The sequence below is a fragment of the Pirellulales bacterium genome (assembly GCA_019636345.1).
In the GTDB taxonomy this organism is placed as follows: domain Bacteria; phylum Planctomycetota; class Planctomycetia; order Pirellulales; family Lacipirellulaceae.
Genome location: JAHBXQ010000004.1, coordinates 424,698 through 445,319, shown reverse-complemented (window position 1 = coordinate 445,319; position 20,622 = coordinate 424,698). Strand labels below are relative to the sequence as shown.

The window sequence follows — 20,622 nt, the reverse complement described above, 5'->3', positions numbered from 1 at the left end:
ACTGCAGATGCCGCACAATATTTGCCGCCAGAACTCATTGAGTTCGAGGACGCGCAAACGGCGCTGCCCGCCTTGGCAAAAGACGCTGTCGCGATGGGACGGATCGCCGAAGCCCTCAAATCGATGCCGACGGCCCATCGGCTGATCCTCGGCGACGCGCGGACGATGGAGATCCCCGGCGAATCGGTCCACCTCGTCGTGACCTCGCCTCCTTACTGGACGCTCAAGCGGTATGCGGAATCGGAAGGACAACTCGGGCATCACGAAGACTACGAAGGGTTCCTCGTCGAACTCGATCGCGTTTGGAGGGCGTGCTACGACGCGCTTGTGCCGGGGGGGCGAGTAATCTGCGTCGTCGGCGACGTCTGCCTGTCCCGCCGCAAAAACAACGGCCGTCACACGGTCGTACCGCTCCATGCTTCGATCCAGGAACATTGTCGGCTGATCGGATTTGACAATCTGTCGCCGATCATTTGGCACAAGATCGCTAACGCCGCCTACGAGGCGACGGGCAACGGCGGTTCGTTCTTGGGAAAACCCTACGAGCCGAACGCCGTCATCAAGAACGACATCGAGTTTATTCTCATGGAGCGCAAGCCAGGGGGATATCGAAGTCCTTCGGTCGCCACGCGCGTCCTGAGTTTGATTGCCGAATCCGATCATCGGGCTTGGTTTCAGCAAATCTGGACGGGCCTGACCGGAGCCTCGACCAAGCAGCATCCGGCGCCCTATCCCGTGGAATTGGCGGAGCGGTTGATTCGCATGTTCAGCTTCGCCGGCGACACGGTCTTGGATCCCTTCCTGGGGAGCGGGACCACGACGATCGCCGCCATGAATACGGGACGCAACAGCGTCGGTTTCGAGATCAACGCCGGATATCTCAAGATTGCCGAAAAGCGCGTCTATTCGGCCCGAGATTTCTTCACCGACGCGGAGGTGGCGGTCGATGATTGAAGACCTTGACGCCCGCGTAAGCCAAGCCGTCAAGTTGTTCTGGCGCACGCGAGCCAAGCAGGCGAAGAATCAGGGGAGCGCCACCGGCAAGAAAGACGCCGGGCTGCGGGCCGCCGTCACGGGAGGAAAACACCTCGACGGCTTCACCGGCATCTGCCGCGATCTCCTGGCCCAGGCGGGTCTCGCGGACGCCGAAGTCCATTGGAGAAGCAAGAAAGAACTCCCCGGATACTATCGGGCGGAGAAGAGCTGGGACCTGCTGGTCGTCGTCGAGGGGCGTCTGCTGGCAGTCGTCGAGTTCAAGGCGCAGGTCGGGCCGTCCTTCGGCAACAATTTCAACAATCGTACCGAAGAGGCCTTGGGCAACGCCGCCGACTTGTGGGCGGCGTATCGCGAAGGGGCGTTCAAGCCCTCCGCACGCCCCTGGCTTGGGTACGTGTTCATTCTGGAAGACTGCCCTCGCTCGCAAGCGCCTGTGAAGCTCAAGCAACCGCACTTCCAGGCGTTTCCGGAATTCGTCGGCGCCTCTTATGCCAAACGATACGAATTACTGCTCACCAAGCTTCTGCGCGAGCGACTCTACGACGGAGCAAGCCTCTTGCTGACCCCTCGCGATCAGGGGCGACAGGGCGCGTACTCGTGCCCCTCGGAAGAACTGCAGTTTCGGACTTTTGCAGCAGGCCTCTACGCCCATGCGATAGCGCGGGCCCAGCGCAGCTAAGAGTCGAGCAGGCATTGGCGTCGATCCGCGGAATGCCTGTTCGAATGCGACGCTCTCTTGCCGGTTCGCTGATTCCTGCGACAATACCCCGCGCTGTTCGTTTGTTCCCCAAGATTCTGGAGCACGGGGTCATGAGGCGATCGCTGACGAGACTGACGGCACTGTGCGTCTGGCTGGCCTGGTGCGGCGGGCTTCAAACGGCTTGGGGCGCCGAGGCGCCTTGGCCGCGCTTTCGCGGCCCGGGAGGCGGCGGAATCGCTGCGGCCGACGCCGCTCCTCCGACGGAAGTCGGCCCCGAGACGAATCTGAAGTGGAAGGTCGAGGCGCCCGGAGGGTGGTCCTCGCCGATCGTCGTCGGCGACCTGCTCGTCCTTACGGCCTACGACGGCGACGCGTTGTGGACGATCGCCTACCGGCGCGCCGACGGCAGCGAAGCGTGGCGGAAGGAGGCGCCCTACGACAAGCTCGAGCCGTTTCTTGCCAATGAAGGGAGCCCCGCCGCCTCAACCCCCGCGACCGACGGCGAGCGGATCGTCTCGTACTTCGGCTCTTGCGGGCTGTTCTGTTACGACCTCGCAGGAAACGAGTTGTGGCGGTTCTCGATGCCTCCCGCCAGGACCCCGGCGGATTTCGGGACCGGCGTGTCGCCGATCATCGCCGCCGGGCTGGCAGTTCTCGTCCGCGACGAATTGAACTCGCCGCAGATCATCGCCCTGGACGTACGGACCGGCCGACCGAAGTGGGACAAGGCGCGGACCAGCGTCAGCGGATACGGCACTCCGGCGGCGTGGACGACTCCCGCGGGGACGCAAATCGCTGCACCCGGCTACGGCCGGATGGTGGGCTACGACGCAGCCACAGGGGCCGAGGCGTGGTTCATCGAGGGGATGCCCGCGTCGTCGTGCACAAGCCCCGTCGTGAGCGACGGGGTGCTGTACTTCGCCGGATGGTCCCCCGGCGCCGCCGACGACGCGGAAGGCTTCAAGATGCCGACGTACGACCAACTGCTCAGGCAGTACGACCGGAACGACGACGGCGTCTTTGCAAAGGCCGAGGCGGAAGGAGGGATGTTTGCCGCTCTGTTCGACAGCAACGACGCGAACAAGGACGGCAAGATCGCGCGCGACGAGTGGGAGCACACCCTCGCGTTCATGTCCAACAGCGTGTGCAGCGCGTTCGCCGTCGTGCCGGGGGGCGAGGGGGATGCGTCCCAGACCCACGTCCTTTGGCGCGAGCAGTCCGGCGGGCTGCCGTACGTGCCTTCCCCCTTGGTCTATCGCGGGCAACTGATCATGGTCAAAGACGGCGGGATCGTCACCGCATGCGACGCCGCGACCGGCAAGCGGATTTACCAGAAGCGGGCTGTCGCGTCGGGGGGGTACTACGCGTCGCCTGTCGCCGCGGGGGACCACGTGTACTTCACGTCGCTCGCCGACGGGGCGATCACGGTCCTCAAGGCGGGGGCCCCGACGCCCCAGGTCGTGACCAAGAACAAGCCGCTCGGCGAGCGGACTGCGGCCACCCCGGCGATCGTCGGCGAGACGCTGTTTGTTCGCACGGCCGGCCACCTGTGGGCGTTTGCAGAGCCATGACGCGCATGCCGGTTGTTCGTTGCGCCATCCTGATCGCTGCGTTCGCGTCGACTCTCGCGGGCTCGGTCGGCGACGCCGCATGTGCCGCCGAACCGGCCGCGCTCGTGGTATTCGGCAAGACTTGGACCGGCGCCGCCGTCCAACCGTGGGCCGAGGCAATCGCGATCCGCGGCGAGCGGATCGTCGCGGTCGGCGCCCGCGGCGAGATCAACGAGCTCGTCGGCCCCGAGACGCGCATCGTCGACGCCGGGGCCGGGCTGGTCGTCCCGGGAATGGGTGACTCCCACATCCACCTCGTCTCCGGCGGGGCGCATCTCGCCTCGGTCCAGTTGCGCGACGCGGCGACCCCCGAGGAGTTCGCCCGCCGAATCGGCGAGTACGCTCGTACGCTCCCGGCGGGGGCCTGGATCACCGGGGGCGATTGGGATCACACCCACTGGGGAGGCCAACTGCCCCAACGCTCCTGGATTGACGCCGTCGCCCCCGACCACCCGGTGTGGATCGCGCGGCTCGACGGGCACATGGCCCTGGCGAACACCGCCGCGATGCGGGCCGCGGGAGTCGGCGACGACGTGGCCGACGTCCCGGGGGGCGAGATCGTCCGCAACGCCGCCGGCCGACCGACCGGGGTGTTCAAGGACAACGCCATGGGGCTGATCGCTCGGGCCGTACCGGATCCGACGATGCCGCAGAAGCTCGCCGCGATCACCGCGGCCTGCGACTACCTCGCCGAGCGCGGCGTAACGATGGTCCACCACATGGGCGAGTTCGCCGACGTCGCGGCGCTGCGGCTCGCTCAGTCGCGGGGACTGCTCACGGTGCGAGTCTACGCCTGTACGCCGCTCGATCAGTGGCGGCAACTCGCCGACGAGATCGCGGACCAAGGTCGCGGCAACGACCTGCTGCGAATCGGCGGGCTCAAGGGGTTCGTCGACGGCTCGCTCGGCTCGCACACCGCGGCGATGCTCGAACCGTTCGCCGACGATCCCTCGAGCCGCGGACTGCTGGTCTGCCGGCGGGATGATCTGTATCGCTGGACGAAGGAGGCCGACCGCGCGGGGCTGCAGGTCATGGTCCACGCGATCGGCGATCGGGCGATCCGGTTGCAGCTCGACGTGTTCGAACAGGTCGCTCGGGAGAACGGCCCGCGCGACCGGCGGTTCCGCATCGAGCACGCCCAGCACATCCACCCCGACGACCTGCCGCGGTTCGCCCGGCAGGGAGTCGTGGCGAGCATGCAGCCGTACCACGCGATTGACGACGGCCGATGGGCCGAAGCGGTGATCGGCCCCGAGCGTTCGGCGACGACCTACGCGTTCCGTTCGCTGCTGGACGACGGCGCTCGGCTGGCCTTGGGGAGCGACTGGTTCGTCGCCCCGGCGACTCCGCTCGAAGGGATCGCCGCCGCCGCGACCCGCCGCACGCTCGACGGCAAGCACCCCGGCGGCTGGGTCCCCGCCCAAAAGATCGCCGTCGAGGAGGCCCTGCGGGCTTACACCGCAGGGGTCGCCTACGCGGGCTTCCAGGAGGAGCGGCTCGGCACGCTGGAACCGGGCAAGCTGGCCGACTTGGTCGTCCTCGACCGCAACCTGCTCGAAACGACCGACGACGACTTGCCGAAGGTCCGCGTCATGGCGACGGTGGTCGGGGGAAAGATGACGTATCGGCGCGCGGCGGAGTGACTACTCCGGATCCGGCTCCGCGAGTGCCGCTTCGACGACCTGTTCGATCGTTTTGTCCGCCGTGGCGCCTTGCCAGTTCAGTTCTCCTTGCCACCAGTGGCGCAGGTAACCCCGCTTGTCGACGACGTAGACCGTGGGCCACATCGTGTTGCCCCAGGCCTTCCAGTTGGCCGCCTCGGCGTCGAGCAGGATCGGAAACTCGAGTTGGGTCTCCTTGGCGGCCTTCTCCACGGCCGCGGGATCGCGTTCGGAGGCGGTCTCGGGGGTTTGAATGCCGATGACGACCACTCCGCGCGCGGCGAGTTGCTCGTGCCAGCGGCGGTAGATGGCGAAGTTCGCTTTGCAGTTGCTGCATTGAAAGGCGTAGAAGTGGACCAGCGTCACTTTTCCGCGCAGGGAAGCGAGCGTCAGCGGCTCGGAGTTGTACCATGTGGCGACGGGAACCAGCTCCGGCGCCAACGGAAAGGCGCGGGTGAGTTTGCGGACGTCGAACGGTTTGCCGACGACTTCGCTGAATCGCTGCCTCTGGTCTTCCGTGAGGATCGCGTTAACGGCTTCGTTCTCGGTGCGCTGGGCCGCGGCAATCGCTTCGGTGCGCGGCTGCTCCTCCTGCGGCAACTCCTTGAGCGCGGCGTCCGTCTTGGCGGCGGCTGCGGCGAATTCCTGCTGCTGTTCGGGCGTGAGTTCGAGCGCCCGGGCGAAGTCGGTTCGCAACAGCATGCGGCCGCCCAGCGCCTGCCACTCGATCTGCAGCAGCCGTCGGCGCTGCCCGAAGCTGAAATTCTTGACGAGCCAGGTGCGCATCTCGGCCTCCAGCCGATCAAGCTCCGGCAACTGAACCTCGGGGGGCTGGATGCGGTTGCGGAACCACGGCCCGTCGACCTGGGCGAACCGTCGTTCGAGCTTGGCGACCTGCCCGGGCGAAAGCTTGAGTTCCTGCTGAACCTCCGGCGCATGGAGCAAGGCGAGCAGCCGGTGAGGGACCATCGCCCGATGCTCGCCGGCGACCAAAGCCGCGTCCTCCGGGCCCGCATTCTGGGCATGCACGAAGGCGCCTGATTGGGCGAGGCTTCCGAGGAGGACCGTCGCGACGGCAGTCAATTGGAATCGCATGATGGGTTGCAACCTGAGCCTCGAAGTGTCCGGGGAGCGAGGATTCATCGTACCTTGGTCGCACGAATGGGAGTTGTCCCTACGTCATTTTCTCACGGCCGGGCTTTCCCCCGCGGCAGGGGCGAGGTTACGCTGAGCGTCCCCGTCGCGACAGTCGCCAGTTATTTCGACCGCGTTCGGGGACGCTGTTCGCTTGCCATCTGCCATGCCGGTCGCCGCCGTCTCGTCGGGCGCCTGCTTGGGACGCCCTGCGAGGTCGCTATGTCCAAGAATGCGCGCATCGGGCTCGTGCTCTGCGCCCTGTACATCGTGTTTTACGGCGGCTTCGTCCTGCTGGCGGCGTTCTGGCCGGAGGCGATGGATCGCACCCCGTGGCTGGGGATCAACCTGGCCGTCTGGTACGGTTTCGGCTTGATCGCCGGGGCGATCGCCATGTCGCTCCTCTACGGTCTGGCCTGCCGGGGGAGCGGCGACTACGACGACGGCAGAGCTGGCGATGCGGGGGCGGGGCGATGAACTACGAAGCCTCGCCGCTGGCGATCGCCGTGTTTGCAGGCTTCCTGGCGTTCACGCTGGGACTGAGCTTCTACCTGGGGCGCAAGGCCAAATCGTCGGCCGGCTATTTCGCCGCCCATGGGCAGATCCCCTGGTTCGTCAACGGCGTGGCCTTCGCCGGCGATTACCTGTCGGCCGCGTCGTTTCTGGGCATCTGCGGGATGATCGCCTTCTACGGGTACGACGGATTTCTGTACTCGATCGGCTACCTGGCCGGGTGGATCGTGGCGCTGTTGGTGATCGCCGAGCCGATGAAGCGGCTGGGAAAGTTCACGTTCGCCGATGCGCTGAACGCCCGGTTCCAGTCGCGGGGGATCAAACTGGCCGCCGGCGTGAGCACGCTTGCCGTGAGTCTGTTCTACCTGATCCCGCAGATGGTCGGGGCGGGAGCGCTCGTGCAGCCGCTGTTGGGTCTGCCCCATTGGGCGGGGGTCGTGATCGTCGGGACCGTGGTGATCCTCATCGTCGCGACCGCGGGAATGGTCTCGACCACCTGGGTGCAGTTCCTCAAGGGGGCCCTGCTGGTGGGGTTCAGCGCGGCGCTTGTCGTGATGATCCTCGAACGCGGGTTTCAAGTCGACGAGGCGGCGGCCGAGCGGTTCACGACCATCGGCCCGATCGCCGGCCCCTGGCCGCAGGCGGCGCTTGCGCACCCCGAACTCGCCGGGGCGACGCTCGTCGACCACGGCCCTGCATGGACCGAAGCGGGCGTGCTCCACGTGAAGTTCCCCGCCACGGCCGGCATCGACAAGCAAGCGGTCGCCGCCGCCGTGTGGACCCAACGCGACGCAGGGGAAGGGAGCTACTATCTCGATCTCGCTCAGGCGGTGTTCACTAGGCCGGACGGCACGTCGACAACCCTCGGCGGGATCGCGCCAGCAGGCGAGTCGGAATCGCCGCTGCTGCCGGTCGGTCGCGTGGCTAAGTTGCCGGGGAACGTCGCGAAGACCGGGCCGCTCGGACCGCTGGAGTTCTTCAGCACTCTGCAGCAGAGCGAGGTCGTGCTGTGGAGTTCGCGGAAGCTCAAAGGGCCCGATGGAGTCGACGCGACCGTCTACTACCAGAAACCGACCCCCGGCAGCCAGGTCCTGCGCCCCGGCGAGCACCCCAACTTCCAGGGCATCCGCAGCGACAAGCCGACCGACAAGGCGAACTTCCTGTCGCTCATGCTCGCGTTGTTCTGCGGCACGGCGTCGTTGCCGCACATTCTGATCCGCTATTACACGGTCAAGGACGAAGCCGCGGCCCGCAAGAGCACAATCGTCGGGATCGCGACGATCGGGTTCTTTTACGTGCTCACCCTGTACCTGGGGCTGGGGGCGATGACCAGCGGGGCGCTCGACGTGACCGACACGAACATGGCGGCGCCGCTGTTGGCCCGCTCGATCAGCGAGACGCTGTTCGCGATCATCTCGGCGATCGCCTTCACGACCGTGTTGGGCACGGTCAGCGGTTTGATCCTCGCCTCCGCGGGGGCCGTGACGCACGACCTGGTCGCGGTCGCGGGGGGCGTCCATCTCACCGAGCATCAGCAGGTGCGAATTGCCAAAATCTCGGCGGTCGTCATCGGGGCCGCGGCGGTTGCGCTAGGGATCGTGTTCAAGGGGATGAACGTCAGTTACCTCGTCGGCTGGGCGTTCAGCGTCGCGGCGTCGGCGAATCTGCCGGCGCTGGTGACGACCCTGTTCTGGCGGCGAGTGACCGCCCCGGGAATCGTGGCGGCCGTGCTGACGGGGATGATCAGCTCGCTCGCCTGGATCCTGCTGTCGGGAGACACGTACGCCCAGATCTTCGGCCTGCCTGCGGCCGAGGCGCCCGCGCCGTTCAGCCAACCGGGGCTCGTGACGATCCCGCTGGGATTCGTCACGGTGATCGTGGTGTCGTTGCTGACGCAGCCCCGCGAATCCTAAGCCGCCAACGCCCCGGCGCGCACGCCGCCTCGCAGGCGTCCGGGGCGAGCGCCTGCGGCTGATTGTCAAACGCGGCTGTTGGCAGGCTAATTCCACCCGTCGGCTTTGCGTCCGCTTTTGCGCTTCTCGGACGTCGTGAGGCGATCGTCGAGCGAAGTGACGCGCCACCGCAGCGCAATCCGTGCGATGAGAGCCGCCTTGTCGGTGCCCAGCGTTCGCATCGCCGCGGAGCGATGGTTGTTGATCGTCGCGGGGGAGAGGCCGAGGATCTTGCCGATCTCGATATCGGTGCAACCGAGGCTGATCAACCGAACCACTTCACGCTGCCGGGGAGTGAGTGCGCCGACCCGGGTCTTCATCACATCTGCCATACAAATGCCGTTCTGCAATCGAGTGAAACCAAGCAAGCCGCCAACCGCGACGGTTTTCGCATCATGTAATGTAAATCCTTCACGCAGATTGCAAGCGGCGGCAATTCTAAATTTCCCGTAAGGTTCGCTCTCGGCCGACCAGATTCTGGACATCCGCCTGCTCAAGCGGTTGCCTGTCGCCTTCGGCTCTCCAGATCGCTCCAAGAAGCCGCGTTGATGCGGGAATCCACTAGCTAAATCGCTTTACCAGACAACGCGGAGACCGTTGCACCCGGATCTCAGGGGGCAGGGAGGAATCTCCGTGGTCGGCGGTCGAGTTCCCCAGGGAGCAGCCCCGGGGCCAGACGACTACGGCCGTTGCGCCGCGATTCCCGGACGACCTCCTTGGCCGGTGACTCGCGAGGCGGCGGGGCGGGAGACGAACTTCAGCACGCTGCCGTCCATGGTCGAGTAGTACGTTTCGCCGTCGTCGGCCTCGCCGAACGTAATGACCGCCCCGCCCGAGGGGACGATTCGCCGATTGGCGACCGCTTCGCGACGGTCGAAGTCGTACTTCAATCCCCACACCGTGCCCGACACGTGGTCGGCGTACAGGTAGTAGCCCGTGAGTTCCGGCACGCCGGGACCGCGATAGACCGAGCCCCCCGTAATGCTCTTTCCCTGGCTGCGATCGTACTCCCAGACGGGATCGATCAGCGCGGGAGCCCCCCCCGCGCCGAACGGCCCGAACGGGTGGCGTCCCTCGCGCAGGTTCCAACCGTAGTTGCCGCCGCGGACGATCAGGTCGATCTCCTCCAACGCATCTTGCCCGACGTCGCCGGCCCAGGCGGCGCCCGTCTCGCGATCGAAGGACAATCGCCACACGTTGCGCAGCCCGTAGGCCCAAATCTCGCCCCGGGCGTAACGCGGCTGCCCCGCGAACGGGTTGTCGGCCGGGATCGCGTAGGGCCGGTCCCCCTCGCGGCGATCGACGTCGATCCGCAGGATCTTGCCGAGCAGCGAGCGGAGATTCTGCGCGTTCATGTGCGGATCGTCGGCCGCCCCGCCGTCGCCGAGGCAAATGTACAAAAACCCGTCGGGGCCGAAGACGATCGTGCCGCCGTTGTGATTCCAGTACGGCTGATCGATCGACATCAGCACCTGTTCGCTGCCCGGATCGACGCGATCAGGGTCGTCCTTGGCCATTTTGAATCGCGATACGATCGACCGGCGCCGCTGATCGTGTGCGCGGCTGGCGGTATAGTAGACGAACAGCTCGCCGTTCTCGCGAAACTTGGGATGAAACGCGAGCCCCATGAACCCTTCTTCGTTCACCCCGGGATCGAACGAGACCCGATCGCGAATGTCGAGAACCATCCGCCGATCGCCTCCGGCGGAGCCTTTGCCGAGCACGTGAATCGTGCCGTGTTGGGTCGCAAGAAACAGCCGCCCCGAGCCGTCGCCGCTGCCGCCGATCCACAAGGGGCGGACGTCGCGAATGCGTCCCGTGTCCATCCCCGTAAGGTCGTCAGGCCACTTGAGATCCGGAAACGCGGGCGCGACGTCCACTGGCAGCGGGGACTCGTCGAGCGCGAAAGCCGGTGCGACGGCCAACACCGCTAAAGCGAGCGGGAGGGCAGGGGAGAGGCGCAACATGGAGGCGAACGTGCGCATAGGACGGCTCATGAAAGACGCGAGGGGCAGGAGGCAGGCAAGGACTGCGGCGGAGTCCTCATGCTAACCGACGGTCCGCCAGCGAGCCACCGGGCTGCGGCGGCAAGCGTGCCGCGGGCCAGGGGAGGAGCTTGCGCCGCAGTGACGCTAGCGCAACGACTTGCGATCAGCGAGGAACGGGCGCAGCTCGTCGACGAAGTCGCCCGCGTCGGCAAACTGCCGATAGACGCTCGCGAAGCGGACGAACGCCACTTCGTCGAGGTCGCGGAGGTGCTCCATCACAAGCTCGCCGAGCCGTTGGCTGTCGATCTCGGAATCGAAGCTTGTGTAGACGTCGTTCTCGATCGCGGTGACGGTCCGCTCGACGTCCCGGTCGCTGATGGGGCGTTTCCAGCACGCCCGCTCCAGCCCGCGCTTGATCTTGTCGCGACATAGGGGTTCGCGCGAGCCGTCCCGCTTGACGACTTTGACCACCGCCTCCTCGATGCGCTCGTAGGTCGTGTAGCGGCGCTGGCACGACAGACATTCGCGCCGCCGCCGGATCGAGAAGCCGTCCTGGCAGGCCCGCGAGTCGATCACCTTGTCGTTGTCGACGCGACAGAATGGGCACTTCATGGCCGCTTATCATACCAGCCGGTCGTTCCTCGGCAAGATTGCCCCGCGTCCGGCGAAGACTTTTTGCCGGACCCTTCGCCACGGGCAGGCCCAAGGAGAGGGCAGGGGAGGGGAGCAAGTCGAGCGGACGACGCTCGCGCGACGCCGGCTCCGAGATAGAGGCCTCTCGGTCTCCGCTCGCCGGCGGTTATACTTCGTGTTCGCCTGGAGCGTTTCCCGCTGCCGCCGAGTCAATTCGCGATTGAGCCATGACCTGCAAACAATGCCAAGCGACCACGCCCGACGACGCGGCGTTCTGCCACAAATGCGGAGCCGCGCTGGGGAATCTCGCCGCCGACCTCACCGCCCGGCAGCGGTTCGGCATGGCGCTCGCCCGGGGGGACGGGGGGGACGAGCCCGAGAAAATCCTCTGGCAGGGGCGGTTCTCCAAGCGGGCGATGATCGGCTCGTGGATCTCCGCCGGCGTCTTCACGCTGGCGCTGCTGGCATTGGCCGTCGCCGCCGGGTTCAGCGGCAAGGCGTGGCTCGTCACGACCGGGGCGCTCGCCGCCACGTGGCTCGGTCTGCTGATCCTGCTGCTGTACCGCCAAGTGAGCGTTCACTACTACCTGACCAACCAGCGAATCCTCCACGAGCGCGGCCTGCTGTGGCGCGAGATCGACCGCATCGAGGCGATCGACGTCGACGACGTGTCGTTCACGCAGGGGCCGGTCGAACGGTTGCTGGGGATCGGCACGGTTCGCATTCGGTCCAGCGACGTCTCGACCCCTACGTTCGAGATCGCGGGGATCGAAGACGTTCGCAACTTGGCGACGATGATCGACGAAGTCCGCCGCGCGGAGCGCCGCCGGCGGGGGTTGCATATCGAGTCGGTGTAGTGCTTTGTCAGCTCGATTATTTTGGGTTGGCGACAACGCAACATCTCACTCTGCCAACAGGTTGCGTCGTCGCCAACCCGAAATCTAGCTGGCGTCAAAGCACTACGGCCGAGCCTTTCGCGGCGAGAGAGCTCGCTCCGCTCAACCGGCGCGACTCAGCAACCGCCGCATCGTCCTGGACTGGCCGGTGGCGACGCGGCGGGCGCGGCGGGCCAGGCTGCCGGCGCGGCGGCTCGTCTCTTCCCACGCAAGCTGCACCGGGGTCCGCAGCGGCACGAGCGGCGTGTGGCGGCCGTCCGGCTGGCCCGCGGTCCGCGGCCGGGCGACGAGCGTGCAGGCGTACCCGTGGCCGTAGTTGCGACCTTGCGGCGTGTACAGGTAGCCCCGCTCGATCGCACAGCCGGCGTCGATCACCAACTCGGCGAGCAACTCGGGCGTCAACGCAACCGGGTGGAGATCGTCGTCATCCCCCGCGTGCATGTCGACCGACACCAACAGCACGCCGTCGGGCTTGAGGTATCGCCGCATGTTGGTCAGGATTCGTCCCGGCTCGAACGCGTGATCGATCGCGTTAAGCGACAACACGCACGCCGCCTGACCGGTGAGCTCGGGGACGATCGTTTCGGCCGGGACCGAGTAGACCGCCTCGGCGTCGGCCAAATCGTTCCAGGGGACTTGGCGGCGATACTCGTCGGCCAGCGGCTCGACGACCGCAATGCGGCTCTGCTCGAAGTACTTGGTTCGCAAGTACGGCCCGGCGCCGACGTCGACGACCAACTCGCCCGCGAAGTCATGCGGAGCAAAGCCGAAGCCGGCCAACAACTCGGCGTCGCGACGGCGAATCGCCGCGTCGGGACGCGGAGCGTCGTGCACGTGAAAGTGCAACTCGCCCGTCTGGGCGCACCGTTGCCAATGCTGAAAATCCTCGCGCGATACGTGCGATGCACTCGACATGGCAGGCGATGCTCCCGGTCCCGGTGGGGCGAACTTCTCCAGATAAGGTCCGGGAAGCTAGCGGACTGGCGCCGAGGCGACAACCCCGACTCGCGCGCAGGGCAGGGGAGGTCAGGAGAAGAGACTTGGGGCCCGGGCCTGAAGCGCTCTGCCTGGCGCAAATTGCATGCGATGCCAGCGGTGCGCGGGCGCAGTGCGTCCCGTGGCGCCGTGGCGAAAAACCGGGCGACCAACCGCTCAGTCCCCGACGCGGGTCATTTTGAAATACCCGACGTGGTCGTCCGTGTGATAGCGGGCGAAGAACGTGCAGTCGCTTGCCCAGCCGTTCATCCAGTAGCAGCCCCAGACGGGGAGCCTTTGCGTCACCTTGAACCGCACCTTGCCCGACTCGGGATCGTTGCAGGCGGTCAGCGTCGACGTGTAGCGGTAGGGCATCACCTTGAACGCCCGCCCCCAGAAGACGGCTTGATAGTGAGAGGCGTCGATCTTCGTGATGCGGGCGTTGACGGTCCCCTGGAGCCCGTCGGTGCAGCCGTGCCACTCCCCCTTCCACTGGCCGCACAGCGTCGCGGCCTGCACGTGAACGGCAGCGAGGACGACCAGAGCCGCGCACCCCGCGACCAGCCGGCGGCGATACCGGCGAACAAACAGCAGCGTAAGAAACAGCGCAGTCATCGAGAGCCCGTCCGTGGCGATCCTAGCCGACAGCGGCGCGGGGGGCGTCCGTCGCCCCGCGTCCATGCACCGTCGCGGCGCGATAGCTTGCTATCACAGTCATCGGCCGACGCGGGGCGGTCGATTGGGGAAGTTCCCGCCGACGAGCCCAGTTGGCCGGCAACCGCGCCCGATTGTGCCGAAGATGCCCGTGGCGCCAGCTTCCGCAGCCCATGCACCGAGATGCGACGGTCGGGTGGGGTCGAAGGGCAGCGAAGCTGCCAGGAGTCCCGCCAGGAGGGCTATCTGCGCTCGTGGTCGGCCCATTGGCGCCCCTTGCCGTCAATGTTTGGCTGAGACCAGCTTGGGGCCAGAGGATTGACGGCGCACTGTTGGGATTAGCGCCCTGATCGGGGAATTCGGATCTCGCATGGCAGCCCCGAATGATCCTCCAACTGCGGAGGTCTTTCTGACCGCCGTCAGTTTGGGCAGGCCATTCGGAACTGAAGTTGGTCCAGCCGCCCGCAATTCGGCTCATGGCTAAAGGCAGGCGGTCGATTCCACCGACGGCCGCCACCCGGCGAACAGGCCAATGGCTGTACGATGTTCCAGCCGCTCTCGCGCAACCGCCTTCTGCTCAACAGCTTGCGCCATATCTTGGGACATTATCAGAAACTGTGCTTCGCAAAAAGATCCCGAACAATTCAGGATGCGCTAGTCCGGGGGAGGGGGCGCTTACTGCTATACTAGTCACCGCGTGTCTCGCCCGAGGACTTCCGTATGCTCTTTGAATCACCCTGAAAAGGTCGACTTATGAAAACCACTGCAGTATTGATTCTCTTGAGGTTCGCACTCCTCTACGCCTCCACTGCTCAGGCCGACACGTTCGGCAGCGGCGCCAACCAGTTCTCGATCGAATTCGTCCCCATCGGCAACCCTAATAATCCCGATGACACCACGGGCACTCCCAATCCGGCGGGCAAGGTCGAGTACGCCTATCGCATGGGGAAGTACGAGATTAGCCGTGACATGATCACCAAGGCCAACAGCGAAGGGAGTCTGGGGATCACGATGCACCCCATGGGCTTCGTCACCGGCGGAGCGCGAGCCGATATGCCGGCCACAGGTGTAAGCTGGTTCGAGGCGGCGACGTTCGTCAACTGGCTGAATGACAGCCAGGGCTATCAGAAGGCGTACAACTTCGACGGCAGCGGCAGCTTTCAGCTTTGGACGAGCAGCGAGGCCTGGCAAAACGGGGGCGAAAATCTCTTCCGCCACAAAGACGCGTTCTATTTCCTGCCCAGCATGGACGAGTGGTACAAGGCGGCTTACTACGACCCTAGCGGCGTGTATTTCGACTATCCCACAGGAAGTGACTCCGTGCCCACGCCGGTTGCCAGCGGCACGCTGGCAGACACGGCGGTTTATAGTCAGTCTATCATTCAAGGCCCGGCCGACTTCACGCTGGCAGGCGGCCTAAGTCCCTACGGCACGATGGGCCAGGGGGGGAACGTGTGGGAATGGGAGGAGACGGAGTTTGATTTGCAGAACGACTCCAGTTCGTCTGCTCGCGGCGTTCGCGGGATCTCTTGGGGCAGCATCTCCTTATTCTTGCTCTCCTCGTTCCGGTTCAGCTACGACCCCTCAATCGAGGACGTCAACGTTGGGTTCCGCGTGGCAAGTATCCCTGAGCCAAGTTCGCTGCTGATGGGGGCTTTGGCAACAGGAGGATTGTTGATGCGAAGGAGACGACTAAGCTAACAGCCCGTTGAAAAACTCAAGCTTGACGCCCGTGTTATAACGGTCGTCGTTGCAGCGATCGCCCCCTGGAGGAGTTGGGATTATGGCGTTGGGCAAGCGGCCGGATAACAGGCAGCAGGAACTGTTCGTTGCGACGGCGGAACTGGCCAGGGCGGCGGGTCAGGCGTTAGGTGCGACGCCTTGTTCGCATTTTGTTACCATGACCAAATGCCACTTTTCAAGGCAGTCCAAAGGAGGTTTCCAACCTTCATGCCAATGCCGATGAACGCGAGATTGACGGCAACATTCACAGCGGGATGCAGTTTTAGAAACCACCGCTGAACCCGTAGTGGGGACGTTAGCGTAACCAATACACCGAAAATCAGAAACTGAATTGTCCGCTTGATCCCTAACTCATGAGGCTCTCGCGTAATCATGAGTAGTATATCGTGACCAAATCCGCATGCAGCAAAAGTCCGTAAGCAGGCAGCGATGCGATTTCTATTACCGCCAAGTTTCCGGTAGGGTGGCAAAGGGGACAGGTCCATTTCATCCACTCCATCTTCCACGTCCTCAGCCCGTGCGGGGCGGGGGAATGCTCGAAAAGCCACCGACGCCTGTCCGCTGTGTTAATCTGGACCTGTCCCCTTTTCCCTCCCCAAGTGATTGAACTTCGGATTTCGGCGTGCCTCCTCCTCGACGCGGTCTATGAAAACAGCACCTTGCCAAGCAAGCAAACTCTCCAGCGGGCCAGCCGCAAGGTCAGCGGTCTGCTCGGCAGTAAGGTCGTGGCGCAGAATCTCCAGAATCGCCTGCCAAGCAACCCCTGGCTCTTCCGTGCATGTGTCGAACAGTGATATATCGCCGTCGAACCAAGCCGCAACTTTGTCACTGACAGTTTGCTCGCTCATGCCGTCGCCGAACGTTTGAGCTGAGCGGCCCGTGGAGGCAAGGCGCCCTGGCCGCGAGGCGGATGATAGGGCTGCACCGCCTCGTGGCCAAGGCGCCTTGCCGGAGCGGGTCCGCTCGAGCGAAGGGTTAGGCGTCACTGATCAGCCGTGAAGAGGACGTGCCGATCTTCTGCAGCAGCGCGGACGTACAGTGCTCGAACTTCCTGCAACCAGTGCCATGTGTATTCGAAGTCTTCGTCGCCAAGCTCGCCGTCGTAGCTTTGACCGTCTATGGATTCGTATCTCTGCCGAAATATCGGCTCGGTAAGGCCTTGGAGTGCCGCGGCGATGTCCTTGACTTGCCCAGGCGACTTAAGGGTGATGATGTAGTCGCTTCCCGAATACAGGAGCGTGCCGGCCAGGACGGCGTGGTTCAGCGGATAAGTGCCTCCGTCCCAAGTGAGTTCCCCGTCGGCCAGCGCGCGATGCATGGCGTCCCAAGCTTTGTCGCTCTCCGCAACGAGCTCGCGCGACTCGCTGAAGTAGCGTTCTTCAAGCTGTTCCTGAACGTACTCCAGCCGCTCTTCGTCGGTCGGCAGAGATACGAGGGATTCGGCCTCAGCGGCCGTTATCGCGAAGTGGACACCAAGACAACTCACTGAGAGGCTCCCGGGTAGTGTGTGTGACGCCTAACGTAAAAGGCTCAGTTGCCCGCCCTCAAGCGTGGCGGGGTTGAGCGCCAGTATACCGCAGCGGAAGAGCAACGCCAAAGCGGCCGTTGGACCGGCGGGTCAACGGCCGCGATTTGTTAGGCGAGAGAGCAGCCACAGTGGCAATGCCAAAATGCCGCCCAACGGGTCGAACGCCATCCAGATAAGCATGCTTTGCCCAGCGTCCGTATGCGCGACCGCGCGAAGCCAATCGACGGCGACGACCGCGTCAGTCGTCAAGGGTGCATGCGGGTAGCCGCGGCCCGACAGAAACTCTGCAAGCTCCGCGGGGTCGTCAATGCGACGAAGGGCTCGGTACCCGCCAAAGTCGAAGTACATGCCCAGCTCGCGCCGACTAGCAAGTTCATCAATGACCTGCGATCCAAGCGACATACTAGCCGCCTAACGTCAGCGATAACCGAGTCGCGGGAGTTAATTGTCCATTTCAAAGTCGCCCGGCTCCGCGACTTCGGTTCATTGCAGGGTTATGCCTCGTTTTCCACGGGCTGTTCAGCGGCGCTAGTATCACAATCACTAGTTTCATTTTCGAGAAAATAGAACAATTGTTGAACAATCAGCAGCCCAAGCAATGCAGATTTTTGATTGAATTGGCCAGGATCAGCGACGCCGTGGGCCACACTGTGACGCGAAACGTCAATGTCCTGAGTAGTAGGGCTGAAGTTGGCGAAGTAAATTTCACGTAAGTAGGTCGCGAATCGGTGGGGCATTAACAGGCATTTATCGTTGTCGATTTTGGATGCAACAGCCGTATCCGTAAGGTTTTTAGGTAACGGACGATTCGAGACGCCCTGGCTGGTATGGTGTGTTCGCAAAATCCCTTCAATTCTCGGAAAAAGTAAACCGGTACAGCTTACGTAGTCGTCATCCTGAAAGCGCTCGACCGCGCGTGCAAGAATTTGAAGGTGTGGAGAATACGAAGAATGATCCCGCCAGTTGTCGAGCCATTGGTCAAGCTGACCCTTGATTTCGTCGACGTAGTCGGCAAGTTTTTCATCTGGGTCCCATCCTGATCTCAAATGGCTGATTATTGTATTATTGGATTCGTCTGATAAACCCGTGAACAAGAACCATTTTGCTGCGAACAATGCTTTCCATTCGTCATCAGAAATGCTAAAGCGTTCCTGAAACATTACATGGCAATAAGCCTGTCCCAAAATGGCGCTGAGATCGTATTGGCGGTCTTCTCGTTCTGGCCCACCAATCGGGCAGAAGTCGTAAAAAAGTCCTTTTCGCCATCCAACTGAGAAAATTACGACTACGCCAGCATCCGCCGGAATATCCACGTCAAATTCCAGCCGCTCGATATCGGCAATTTGATTTTTCGTAACTGCAGACCCGACCTCGATTGCTCCGCGAGACCGAATTCGCGCCCTTTGAGCCAACTCGTTGATGTAAACCGTTGCCGTGCCATCTTGCCGGCAAATTGCGAGAAGTGAATCAACCTGTGATGGGCGAAACAGGGGCGATAACCGGTTCAGGATATCGTTTGGGATTCCCTCAAGCCGTTGAACGAAGTGTTGCCCATCTTCGGTCGATGTAAATTCGAGTTGTTGAATCGTCCCGGTTTCACCGGCACGAGCCGCGGATAGGCAGTACCCGCCTGGTGGGTTACCGAAGTCGATTTCCTGCGGCATTGTTCGCAATCCGTTCTATTAATGTGACACAAAACATGACGCGTATAGTAGTGATAGGTTCGCCAGAATTTCGAGAGGCCTAACTTGTTATTAGACCGAAACTTCTTCAGTAAGCCCTGCATATTGAAGTAGACCTTCAGTAAGCAGGTTGACGATCTGCCTGCGGGCATCTATACATATGTACCGCATCCCTATTTCGGCATACGGAGGGCCTTTTCATGGCCTCAACCTACCCCTTGCCGCAACCTGCGACAAGGAACGAAGCGCCATTCGAGCCGCCCCGGTTGCTCGACCGGATGCGGTTCACGCTCCGGGCCTAGTGCTTTGACACAGGCTAGATTTCGGGTTGGCGGCGACGCAACAGTTCTCTCTGTCAACAGATTGCGTCGTCGCCAACCCGAAATAATCGAGCTGACAAAGCACTGACATTGCTCCTCTCGGACGGGCGCGGCAGGCTTCGTTCGGGGCAAAGGACGGTCCTCCTCCGCCCTCGCAACTTAACCAGTCGGACTGTCCACTGAAAGCCGAGCACCTCGCGACCTCACCCCTCGTCGCAGATTTCGCGCAAGTACGCCAAGGCCTCGTCGAGTTCAGGCGCCCGCGCTCCGGGGACCCGGCCGCGGCGGTCGCACTGCCCCAACAGCAGCAGATCGTCGTACCAGGGCGATTCGCGGAGCCGCCGCCAAGCGCGCCGCCCGAGCGTCCCGGCGACGATCGCATGGACCTCCATGTGCTGCTCGACGAGCCATGCGGTCCGCTCGCTCACCAGCCCCTCGAGCGCCTCCAGTCCCGCGGCCACATGGTCGCGCGGGTCGATCGCCTTGCCGACGTCGTGCACCAGCGCGGCCGTCAGAAATTCCTCGTCGTACGGCAGTTCGTCTCGCGCCCGATCGAAGACCTGCAGGCTGTGGTACAGAGCGTCCCCCTCGGGGTGATAGCGCAGGTCTTGCCGGACGTTTTCCAGCGGCAACAGGATCGCTTCGAGGGCCGCAAATCGATCGACCCGTTCGGCCGCCTCGGCGAGCGCCGCCGCGAGATCGAGATCGGGGTGCTCCCGGGCGAGGAACTGCCGCAATTCAGCCGCGCCGGCCCGCTCGATCGGCTTGCCGGTGATCGAGCTCTTGAACACGACGCGCGCCTCGGCGGAGGCGTAGACGGTCAGTTCAAACCGAAACCGATCGTGCACATGCACGTGCGCGTAAACGCGCTGCTCGCCATGCTTGCGGACGCTCTTCCGCTCGACCTCGGGGACGAGCCCGTCTCCTTGCAGGACGCCGACGACCGCCTCGACGCTGTCGGAGAAGACATGGACGTCGACGTCGGATCCCTGCCGCACATGGCCGGTCAGCACGCTGCCGATAAGCCGCGGTCGAAACGCCGCAAGCCGCTCGAGCATCGCCAGCGCCGCCACGCGCATGTCGCGCAGGTTGGCGACGCGAGCCTCGCCCTCGTAAACCCGCGCGAACGCCTGGATGACGTCGCGGATCTCGGCGTTCGAGGGGAGATCCTTCGGCTTGGCCCACCCCTGGCACAGTCGCCGGGCGGCCTTCATCTTGGCGCGGTAGTATTCCGATTCCTGCCGCTCGTACATCAACCGCGCTGCTTCCCACGCGATCTGGCGGCGAAGTTTTGAGTGTTCCATCCAAGTGCGTCGCGGCCCAGGCAATCGACGCAAGCGGGCGACGGGACGGGGAGCATGAGAACAAGTCGGGACGACTCCAACCAGCGTAACCCCGTGGCGCCTCGCGAGACAAGCCTTTGTGCACCGCGTCGCGTTCAACTTGCCTGCGAAGCAACCTCACGCAACGGCGCCGGGATCGCAGGAGAGGCGAGACGCGCGTGACTCATCGGGGCGCAGGCCGGCATGCGCCCCCCTGCGAACTCTGCGGCTCAGCGTGAGACAGTCGCCTCCTCCCCCCCGCGCGGCCTTGCTATACTGCGGCCGGGCGGCGACTTTTCTCACAAGCGACACGAA

General features: G+C 64.0%; 19 protein-coding genes. 8 read left to right on the top strand and 11 right to left on the bottom strand.

Going from position 1 to position 20,622, the window contains the following annotated elements:
• Nucleotides 1-72 precede the first annotated feature (72 nt).
• From KF688_12545 to KF688_12530, 4 genes are all read left to right on the top strand, one after another.
• Nucleotides 73-954, top strand: a complete 882-nt coding sequence (locus KF688_12545) for a site-specific DNA-methyltransferase (protein MBX3426502.1) — start codon at nucleotides 73-75, stop codon at nucleotides 952-954.
• Nucleotides 947-1,675, top strand: coding sequence for a restriction endonuclease (locus KF688_12540; GenBank protein ID MBX3426501.1), 729 nt, complete (start codon nucleotides 947-949; stop codon nucleotides 1,673-1,675). Before KF688_12545 ends, KF688_12540 begins: the two co-directional genes overlap by 8 nt.
• 131 nt (nucleotides 1,676-1,806) lie before the next feature.
• Complete coding sequence (locus tag KF688_12535) at nucleotides 1,807-3,267, top strand: PQQ-binding-like beta-propeller repeat protein (protein MBX3426500.1); 1,461 nt, start codon at nucleotides 1,807-1,809, stop codon at nucleotides 3,265-3,267.
• Between the two features lie 5 nt (nucleotides 3,268-3,272).
• On the top strand, nucleotides 3,273-4,949 hold the full coding sequence (locus KF688_12530) for an amidohydrolase (GenBank protein MBX3426499.1): 1,677 nt from the start codon (nucleotides 3,273-3,275) through the stop codon (nucleotides 4,947-4,949).
• Here KF688_12530 and KF688_12525 read toward each other — a convergent pair whose 3' ends face one another.
• Nucleotides 4,950-6,062, bottom strand: coding sequence for a redoxin domain-containing protein (locus KF688_12525; GenBank protein ID MBX3426498.1), 1,113 nt, complete (start codon nucleotides 6,060-6,062; stop codon nucleotides 4,950-4,952).
• 261 nt (nucleotides 6,063-6,323) lie between these two features.
• On the opposite strand from KF688_12525, the gene KF688_12520 reads away from it, so the two are divergent.
• Nucleotides 6,324-6,578 (top strand): DUF485 domain-containing protein, encoded by a 255-nt coding sequence (locus tag KF688_12520; GenBank protein MBX3426497.1) that lies wholly within the window; start codon nucleotides 6,324-6,326, stop codon nucleotides 6,576-6,578.
• Nucleotides 6,575-8,527 carry a cation acetate symporter gene (locus KF688_12515; protein ID MBX3426496.1) on the top strand — a complete coding sequence of 651 codons (1,953 nt, stop codon included), beginning with the start codon at nucleotides 6,575-6,577 and terminating at the stop codon, nucleotides 8,525-8,527. Before KF688_12520 ends, KF688_12515 begins: the two co-directional genes overlap by 4 nt.
• Nucleotides 8,528-8,613: 86 nt before the next feature.
• On the opposite strand, the gene KF688_12510 is transcribed toward KF688_12515, so the two are convergent.
• The 3 genes from KF688_12510 to nrdR form a co-directional block, all read right to left on the bottom strand.
• Complete coding sequence (locus KF688_12510) at nucleotides 8,614-9,051, bottom strand: hypothetical protein (GenBank protein MBX3426495.1); 438 nt, start codon at nucleotides 9,049-9,051, stop codon at nucleotides 8,614-8,616.
• Nucleotides 9,052-9,246: 195 nt separating this feature from the next.
• Entirely contained in the window at nucleotides 9,247-10,563 is a 1,317-nt protein-coding gene (locus KF688_12505) for a PQQ-dependent sugar dehydrogenase (protein MBX3426494.1), read from the bottom strand.
• A 135-nt stretch (nucleotides 10,564-10,698) separates the two neighbouring features.
• Entirely contained in the window at nucleotides 10,699-11,166 is a 468-nt protein-coding gene (nrdR, locus tag KF688_12500; protein MBX3426493.1) for a transcriptional regulator NrdR, read from the bottom strand.
• 248 nt (nucleotides 11,167-11,414) lie between these two features.
• Here nrdR and KF688_12495 point away from each other — a divergent pair, with 248 nt between their 5' ends.
• Nucleotides 11,415-12,044, top strand: coding sequence for a PH domain-containing protein (locus tag KF688_12495; protein MBX3426492.1), 630 nt, complete (start codon nucleotides 11,415-11,417; stop codon nucleotides 12,042-12,044).
• A 141-nt stretch (nucleotides 12,045-12,185) separates the two neighbouring features.
• On the opposite strand, the gene KF688_12490 is transcribed toward KF688_12495, so the two are convergent.
• Nucleotides 12,186-12,998, bottom strand: a complete 813-nt coding sequence (locus tag KF688_12490) for a hypothetical protein (protein MBX3426491.1) — start codon at nucleotides 12,996-12,998, stop codon at nucleotides 12,186-12,188.
• 237 nt (nucleotides 12,999-13,235) lie between these two features.
• Nucleotides 13,236-13,673, bottom strand: a complete 438-nt coding sequence (locus KF688_12485; protein MBX3426490.1) for a hypothetical protein — start codon at nucleotides 13,671-13,673, stop codon at nucleotides 13,236-13,238.
• An 819-nt stretch (nucleotides 13,674-14,492) separates the two neighbouring features.
• Between KF688_12485 and KF688_12480 the strand changes: the two genes are divergently transcribed.
• The gene (locus KF688_12480) at nucleotides 14,493-15,413 is read left to right on the top strand and encodes an SUMF1/EgtB/PvdO family nonheme iron enzyme (protein ID MBX3426489.1); all 921 of its coding nucleotides are present in this window, start codon (nucleotides 14,493-14,495) and stop codon (nucleotides 15,411-15,413) included.
• A gap of 608 nt (nucleotides 15,414-16,021) precedes the next feature.
• On the opposite strand, the gene KF688_12475 is transcribed toward KF688_12480, so the two are convergent.
• From KF688_12475 to KF688_12455, 5 genes are all read right to left on the bottom strand, one after another.
• The gene (locus tag KF688_12475; GenBank protein MBX3426488.1) at nucleotides 16,022-16,303 is read right to left on the bottom strand and encodes a hypothetical protein; all 282 of its coding nucleotides are present in this window, start codon (nucleotides 16,301-16,303) and stop codon (nucleotides 16,022-16,024) included.
• A gap of 134 nt (nucleotides 16,304-16,437) precedes the next feature.
• A complete protein-coding gene (locus KF688_12470; GenBank protein ID MBX3426487.1) occupies nucleotides 16,438-16,941 on the bottom strand; it encodes a YfbM family protein in 504 nt (167 codons plus the stop codon).
• A gap of 132 nt (nucleotides 16,942-17,073) precedes the next feature.
• Nucleotides 17,074-17,385 (bottom strand): hypothetical protein, encoded by a 312-nt coding sequence (locus KF688_12465; GenBank protein ID MBX3426486.1) that lies wholly within the window; start codon nucleotides 17,383-17,385, stop codon nucleotides 17,074-17,076.
• Nucleotides 17,386-17,477: 92 nt separating this feature from the next.
• Nucleotides 17,478-18,647 carry a hypothetical protein gene (locus KF688_12460; GenBank protein ID MBX3426485.1) on the bottom strand — a complete coding sequence of 390 codons (1,170 nt, stop codon included), beginning with the start codon at nucleotides 18,645-18,647 and terminating at the stop codon, nucleotides 17,478-17,480.
• A 541-nt stretch (nucleotides 18,648-19,188) separates the two neighbouring features.
• The gene (locus KF688_12455; GenBank protein ID MBX3426484.1) at nucleotides 19,189-20,289 is read right to left on the bottom strand and encodes a tRNA adenylyltransferase; all 1,101 of its coding nucleotides are present in this window, start codon (nucleotides 20,287-20,289) and stop codon (nucleotides 19,189-19,191) included.
• Between the last annotated feature and the right edge of the window lie 333 nt (nucleotides 20,290-20,622).

Bases quoted from the DNA above. Each gene is read 5' to 3' on its own strand.
- KF688_12540 (MBX3426501.1), top strand. From the start codon at position 947: ATGATTGAAGACCTTGACGCCCGCGTAAGCCAAGCCGTCAAGTTGTTC.
- KF688_12535 (MBX3426500.1), top strand. From the start codon at position 1,807: ATGAGGCGATCGCTGACGAGACTGACGGCACTGTGCGTCTGGCTGGCC.
- KF688_12530 (MBX3426499.1), top strand. From the start codon at position 3,273: ATGCCGGTTGTTCGTTGCGCCATCCTGATCGCTGCGTTCGCGTCGACT.
- KF688_12525 (MBX3426498.1), bottom strand. From the start codon at position 6,062: ATGCGATTCCAATTGACTGCCGTCGCGACGGTCCTCCTCGGAAGCCTC.
- KF688_12520 (MBX3426497.1), top strand. From the start codon at position 6,324: ATGTCCAAGAATGCGCGCATCGGGCTCGTGCTCTGCGCCCTGTACATC.
- KF688_12515 (MBX3426496.1), top strand. From the start codon at position 6,575: ATGAACTACGAAGCCTCGCCGCTGGCGATCGCCGTGTTTGCAGGCTTC.
- KF688_12510 (MBX3426495.1), bottom strand. From the start codon at position 9,051: ATGTCCAGAATCTGGTCGGCCGAGAGCGAACCTTACGGGAAATTTAGA.
- KF688_12505 (MBX3426494.1), bottom strand. From the start codon at position 10,563: ATGAGCCGTCCTATGCGCACGTTCGCCTCCATGTTGCGCCTCTCCCCT.
- nrdR (MBX3426493.1), bottom strand. From the start codon at position 11,166: ATGAAGTGCCCATTCTGTCGCGTCGACAACGACAAGGTGATCGACTCG.
- KF688_12495 (MBX3426492.1), top strand. From the start codon at position 11,415: ATGACCTGCAAACAATGCCAAGCGACCACGCCCGACGACGCGGCGTTC.
- KF688_12490 (MBX3426491.1), bottom strand. From the start codon at position 12,998: ATGTCGAGTGCATCGCACGTATCGCGCGAGGATTTTCAGCATTGGCAA.
- KF688_12485 (MBX3426490.1), bottom strand. From the start codon at position 13,673: ATGACTGCGCTGTTTCTTACGCTGCTGTTTGTTCGCCGGTATCGCCGC.
- KF688_12475 (MBX3426488.1), bottom strand. From the start codon at position 16,303: ATGAGCGAGCAAACTGTCAGTGACAAAGTTGCGGCTTGGTTCGACGGC.
- KF688_12465 (MBX3426486.1), bottom strand. From the start codon at position 17,385: ATGTCGCTTGGATCGCAGGTCATTGATGAACTTGCTAGTCGGCGCGAG.
- KF688_12460 (MBX3426485.1), bottom strand. From the start codon at position 18,647: ATGCCGCAGGAAATCGACTTCGGTAACCCACCAGGCGGGTACTGCCTA.
- KF688_12455 (MBX3426484.1), bottom strand. From the start codon at position 20,289: ATGGAACACTCAAAACTTCGCCGCCAGATCGCGTGGGAAGCAGCGCGG.